3 protein-coding genes are annotated in these 6,339 nt (G+C 74.3%); all 3 read left to right on the forward strand.

Annotated elements, in window-relative coordinates; genetic code table 11:
- The first annotated feature begins 830 nt into the window (after positions 1-830).
- Entirely contained in the window at positions 831-3,059 is a 2,229-nt protein-coding gene (locus KBX39_RS19970) for a TRAP transporter fused permease subunit (RefSeq protein WP_312247464.1), read from the forward strand.
- Entirely contained in the window at positions 3,035-4,054 is a 1,020-nt protein-coding gene (locus KBX39_RS19975) for a TAXI family TRAP transporter solute-binding subunit (RefSeq protein WP_210871931.1), read from the forward strand. Before KBX39_RS19970 ends, KBX39_RS19975 begins: the two co-directional genes overlap by 25 nt.
- Before the next feature lie 64 nt (positions 4,055-4,118).
- A partial coding sequence (locus tag KBX39_RS19980) for a sensor histidine kinase (protein WP_210871933.1) occupies positions 4,119-6,339 on the forward strand: 2,221 nt, incomplete at its 3' end.

Here is a 6,339-nt window from a genome sequence, read left to right on the forward strand (position 1 = left end):
CCGCCCGACGCCCCTGCCCCCGAGGCGGCCACTCACGCCCATCGCGGCCGTCCGCGTTTCCCGCCGCCTCGCTCTGCATCCATCGGCGCACACGGTTACGCAGCGTGGCTGCCGCGCGGGTGGCTGCAGAGCAAAGCCCGCCGGCGCCGCACCCCGTCACGACAGCGCGACGCACTCGACCGGAGATCTCGGCGCCCGCCGCCCGGAGCGGACAACTACTCGCCCAAGATCTCGACAACCGTCACGACGAGTGGAACGTGATGGGTGCCAAACGGGGGCGGAGACACCCATGGCGTTCCACCCGTCCGATCCGCCGGCGGCGGGCGCGCGGTGGAATCGGCGGCGGCACCCGGCACAGCCACCGTGCCGCAGTGGCGGCGTCGGCATGACGAAGGAGCCCGCGACCTCGGCGGAATGAATTCGATCATGGGCCTTCCGGGCACCGGAGCACGTACTGCCGACGCCGGTCGGCGCCGGCACCGCCGAGGGCCGACAGGGCCTGCGACAGCAGTCGGTCGCGCTGCACTATCCGTAACCGCCACCGGCTCCCGTGACTCGCCATTCATCGTTGGAAAGGCGCCCGGTCGACCACCGGAAGGCATTGCCGAAGTCCTTGATCGCGCAATTACGAAAGAGATTCAAGAAGCATCCGCCGGAGCGCGTCACCCCAATTACCGTCACTCATTGCAATCACGTTAAGCAATGTTCCCAACGCGCGCGCAATTCGCGTATCGTGCCCCCTCGTGCCGCCCGTTCGCCCCTCCGACGCGACTCCCCCGAAACCCCGGCCGCCGTCCGGCGGACGACCGGGGTCCGATGTGGACGCCGAGGTGGTGCCGCTCCCGCCGGACCAGGGCGTCGTCGCCGGTCCGGAGTGGTCCGACGACGGGCCGGGCGAGACGCACCACCACAGCCGGGCCGTGCCGCACCACACCGAGGACCACACTCCGGCCGAGACGCAGGACGCCCCGGATCAGGCCCAGCAGGACGCCCGGGAACTGGCCGCCCGGTTCGAGGAGGAGAAGCCGGGACGGGTCCTCGCCGGCGGAGTCGGCTTCCTGTTCACCGGCGTCACCGTCGCGGTCGGGCTGCTGACGCTCTGGCAGGTGTTCTTCCCGCTGGCCCAGGGCAGCAAGTACTACCTCATCTTCTTCCTCGCCGGCGTCCTGCCGATGGTGTTCCTCGCGTACCCCTCAGGGGTGCGGCTGCGACGCACCGAGGCCGACGCGGTCGACGTGGACGACCGGCGCGGACCCACGCCCGTGGACTGGCTGCTGGCGCTCGCGGCGCTCGTGGTCTGCCTCTACCCGGTGCTGCCGGTCGCCGTCGGTGCGGGCGGCGGCGGGTACGACGCCTTCCTGGACCGGCAGGGCCTGCTGGACCCGCTGGACGTGGCGTTCGGCACCGGGCTGCTGCTCCTGCTGCTGGAGGCGTGCCGGCGTACCACCGGGTGGATCCTGCCGGCGGTCTGCGTGCTGTTCCTCGGGTACGGCTACTACGGCGGGCTGCTGCCGCAGTCCTGGCCGGTGGCGCACGCGGGGCTCGACTTCGCGCAGCTGGTCGACGCGTTCTACAACTCCGACAGCGGCTTCTACGGCACGCCGCTGGACGTCGCCGCCTCCTACATCGTGCTGTTCACCATCTACGGCGCGGTGCTCGACCTGTCCGGCGCGGGCCGGTTCTTCGTGGAGCTGTCCGCCGCCGCGTTCCGCCGCTCCCGTACCGCCGCCGGGCGCACCGCCGTCGCCTCGGGTTTCCTGCTCGGCACGGTCTCCGGCTCCGGCGCCGCCACCACCGTCAGCATCGGCGCGGTGACCTGGCCGATCCTGCGCCGCGCCGGCTACCCGGCCGAGCGCGCGGGCGGCATGCTGGCCGCCGCCGGTGTCGGGGCGATCCTGTCCCCGCCCACGCTCGGCGCGGCGGCGTTCATCATCGCCGAGTACCTGGGCGTGTCCTACCTGCAGGTGCTCGGCTGGGCCACGGTGCCGACGATCCTCTACTACCTGGGCATCCTGTTCTCGGTCGAGATCGACGCGCGGCGTTCCGGGGTCCGTCCGGTGGTCATCGACAGCGGCTCGGCCTGGCGGCTGCTGGCCCGTTTCGGCTACCACTTCCTCTCGCTCCTCGTGATCATCGTGGTGCTGGCGCTCGGCGCGTCGGCGATGCGGGCGGTGGTCGTCGCCACCGTGATCGCGGCGGCGCTGTCCTTCCTGGACCGGCGGCACCGCCTCACGCCGGCCCGGCTGGTGGCGGCGCTGCGCGACGGCGTACGCGGGGTGCTCGCGGTGAGCGCCGTGTGCGCCGCGGCCGGCATCATCACCGCCACCACCACGAAGACCGGGCTCGGGCCGCAGGCCGCCTCGCTGCTGATCAGCGGCGCGCAGGCGGTCAGCTCGGAGCCCGCCGTGGTGCTGGCGCTGACCGCGGTGCTCGCCGCCGTCGCGCTCAGCCTGCTGGGCCTCGCCGTGCCGGTCACCGCGTCCTTCGTCATCGGCTGGGTGATCATCGGCCCGGCGCTGCTGAACCTGGGTGTCGAGGCGCCCGCCGCGGCCATGTTCGTCTTCTACTTCGCGGTGCTGTCCGAGGTCTCGCCGCCGACCGCGCTCGCCGCGGTCGCCGCCGCCGCGGTCACCGGCGGCCGCCTGGTGCCGACCATGTGGCAGACCCTGCGGTACGCGCTGCCGGCGTACCTGATCCCGCTGGCCTTCGTGATCACGCCGACCGGCCTCGGACTGCTCGGCATCGGCGGGCCCGGGCGGATCGTGACGGCCGGCCTGGTCTCCGCGCTCGGCGTGGCGGTGCTGGCGGTCGCGGCCGGCGGCTGGCTGCCGGGCGTGGGCCCGGCCGGCGCGCCGGAGCGGATCCTCGGCGCGATCGCCGGGCTGGTCCTGCTCTGGCTGGAACCGCTGCCCATGGCGATCGGCGCGGCGCTCGCCGCGCTCACGGTCGCGGGCGTGTACGTCCGACGTGGCGCCGCCGGGCACGCCGGCCGCCCGGCGGTCGAAGAATCCGTGGATCTTGGGGAGGAGAGAGAGTGGGACGGATCGACGCGAGGATAGTGGCGGGTGTCGGGGCGCTTGTCCTGGTCGCCGCCGGTGCCGCCGGCTGCGGGGGCCGTCAGGACGGCGCGGCGAAGGACGACGCCGCCCGCGAGGTCAGCTGCAAGGTCACCAAGGACACCCGGGTCGGTATCGCCACCGGCAACGCCACCGGCGTCTACTACGTGGTCGGCAACGCGCTCGCCGGTGAGCTGAGCAAGACCACCGACGGCAAGCTCACCGGGACGGCCGCCGAGACGGGCGCCTCGGTGCAGAACGTCGAACAGCTCGTCGCCGGCCAGTACGACGTGGCGTTCTCCCTGTTCGACACCGCTGTCAACGCGGTGCAGGGCAAGGGGAGCTTCACCGCGCCGCAGCCGGTCAAGGCGCTGGCCCGGATCTACGACAACTACACCCAGGTGGTCGTACGGGCCGACGCGGGCATCACGTCGGTGGCCGACATGAAGGGCAAGAAGATCTCCACCGGCTCACCGAAGTCCGGCACCGAGGTCATCGCCAACCGGCTGCTCACCGCCGCCGGGCTGGACCCGGCGAAGGACGTCCAGGCGCAGCGGCTGGACCTCACCAAGACCGTCGACGGCATGAAGGACGGCAGCATCGACGGCTTCTTCTGGTCCGGCGGCGTGCCGACCGGCGGGGTCACCGACCTGTTCACCACGTCCGGCGACAAGGTGAAGTTCGTCGACATCACTCCGCTGCTGCCGAAGATGGCCGAGCTGAACCCGGCGTACCAGGCGGGCACCATCGGCAAGGACATCTACCGGACCCCGGCCGACGTGCCCACCATCGTGGCGCCGAACGTGCTGCTGGTGCGGGACAACCTCGACGCCGACGTGGCCTGCGCGATCACCCGGACGGTGTTCGAGTCCAAGGACGCCCTGGCCCAGGCGAACCCGGCGGCGAAGGGCATCGAGCTGGGCAACGCCCGCAAGACCGACCCGGTGCCGCTGCACCGCGGCGCGGAGCGGGCACTGAGCGACCTCGGCGCGAGCTGACCTGAACGGGCCGGGTCCGGACGCGCGTCCGGGCCCGGCCCGCCCGACCCGACCGGAGACCACCGTGCCGCTGCCCCACCCGGCTCGCGTACGCCGGCACCACCGCTCCGCGGACCGCACCGGACGCCTGCGCTCGGTCCGCGTCCAACTGCTGGCCCCGATCCTGGTCGCCACGGCCGGGCTGGTCGTGCTGGGGGCGGCGCAGACCGACGCCGCGCTGGACGCGTCCGCCGACGCCGACCGGGCGCGCGTGCTGGCCGGCACCGCCACCGCGACCGTACGTCTGGTGCACGAGCTGGAACGCGAACTGGGCGAGACGGCCGCGTTGCGCCAGCGCGGCGGTACGTCCGGCCGCCCGCTCGTGGACGCGCAGCGCCGCCGGGTCGACACGGCCGTGGAGCGCTACCGCTCGGCGCAGGGTGACGCGCGCCGGGCCGCCCCGGACCTGGCGGGGGTGCTGGACGACGCGCGCGGGCGCTTGGAACAACTCGCGCCGACCCGGGACCTGGCGCTGGCCGGTGAGCGCGGCGACCCGGCGTACGTGTCGCTCGTGGAGTCGCTGCTCGCGGTCGCGGACGCGCTGCCCAGTCAACTCCGGGACGCCGACCTGGCCAACCAGGCCCGTGAGGTGGCCTCGGTGGCCGCCCAGGAGCACCTGTCCGCGCTGGAGCGCGACCTGCTGCGGGCGGTGTTCGTCAGAGGCGGACTGGAACGCGGCGAGCTGGCCCGGCTGGGCCGGCTGCGGGGCGCCCGGGAGCAGCGGCAGGCCGAGTTCCTGCGGATCGCCTCCGCCCCGGCGAACGCTGCCTGGTACCGGCTGGTCGACGGCGCCGACGTGACCACGGCCCGGCGGATGCGCGACGCGATGCTCGACACCGACGGCGCGCCGGACGCGCTGAAGACCGACGGCGACGCCTGGTACGTGGCGCAGAGCGGCGCGATCCGCCGGTACAACCTGCTCGGCCGGGACCTGTCCGACGGGCTGGACCGGGACGCGGCCGACCTGGCCGCCGCGGCCCGGCTGCGCGCGGTGCTGACCGCCGGGGCGACGAGCACCGTCGCGCTCGGCTCGCTCGTCACCGCCGTGCTGCTGGCGGTACGGACCAGCCGCCGGTTGCGCCGGCTGCGGGTGGCCGCGCTGACCATGGCGAACCGGGAGCTGCCGGAGCGGATCACCGCGATCGCGGCGGGCGAACGGGCGCCCGCGGAGGGTCCGGCGACCCGGATGACGGACGGGATCCGGCGCGGTCGGGACGAGGTGGCGCAGGTCGCCGAGGCGTTCGACACGGTGAACCGGGCCGCGCTGCGGCTCGCCGGGCAGCAGGCGGAGTTGCGGCTGGACGTGACCCGGATGGCGGAGGCGCTGGCCCGGCGCATCCGGACGCTGATCACCCGGCAGTTGCGGCTGCTCGACGACTTCGAACGCGAGGAGACCGATCCGGACGCGCTGGCCCGGCTCTTCGCGCTGGACCACCTGGCCGCCCGGCTTCGGCGCAACGGGGAGAACCTGCTGGTCCTCGCCGGTGGCGAGCCGGGCCGGGGGCACGAGGGCGCGTTGCTGCTGGACGACGTGGCACGGGCGGCGGCCTCCGAGATCGAGGACTATCCGCGGGTGGAGATCGACGTGCCGACCGCTGCGGTGCACGGCGCTGCGGCCGGCAACCTGGTGCATCTGCTGGCCGAGTTGCTGGAGAACGCCACCGTCTACTCGCCGCCGGAGGCCCGGGTGCTGGTGGACGGCCGGCGCACCGTCGACGGGCTGGTGCTGCGCGTGCACGACCAGGGCATCGGCATCAGCGAGAGCCGGCTGGCCGAGATCAACGAACGGCTCGCCGCGCCGGCCACCCTGTCCAGCGCCGCCGCCGGCAGCATGGGCCTGCACGTGGTGGCCCACCTGGCCGCCCGGCACGGGATCCGGGTGCAGTTGCACAACCCCGGCACCGGCACGGTGGCGCAGGTGGACGTACCGGAGTCGGTGCTGACCCGGGTCGAGTCGGTGGCGTCCCGGCCGCCGGCCGAGCGGCGCCCGCACGGGCGCGGCGCGCCGTGGTTCAAGAACGCGCCCGTCCTGCGGCCGCAGGGTGGTTCCCGCGACCTGGTCACCAGCGCCCCGACGGCCGGCGGGCCGGCGCGCGGCGTGGCCACGGTCCGGGCGCCGGGTGGCGCGCTGCTGGCGCCGAGCGCGGCGCGGATCCGGCCGGTGAGCGTGCCACCGGCGCCGGTGTCGACCACCGCCGCCGGGCTGCCCCGGCGGCCGGTGGGCGGGCATCTGCCGGGACCGATGC

The organism is Micromonospora sp. D75 (genome assembly GCF_018070405.1).
Taxonomy (GTDB): Bacteria; Actinomycetota; Actinomycetes; order Mycobacteriales; family Micromonosporaceae; genus Micromonospora; species Micromonospora chalcea.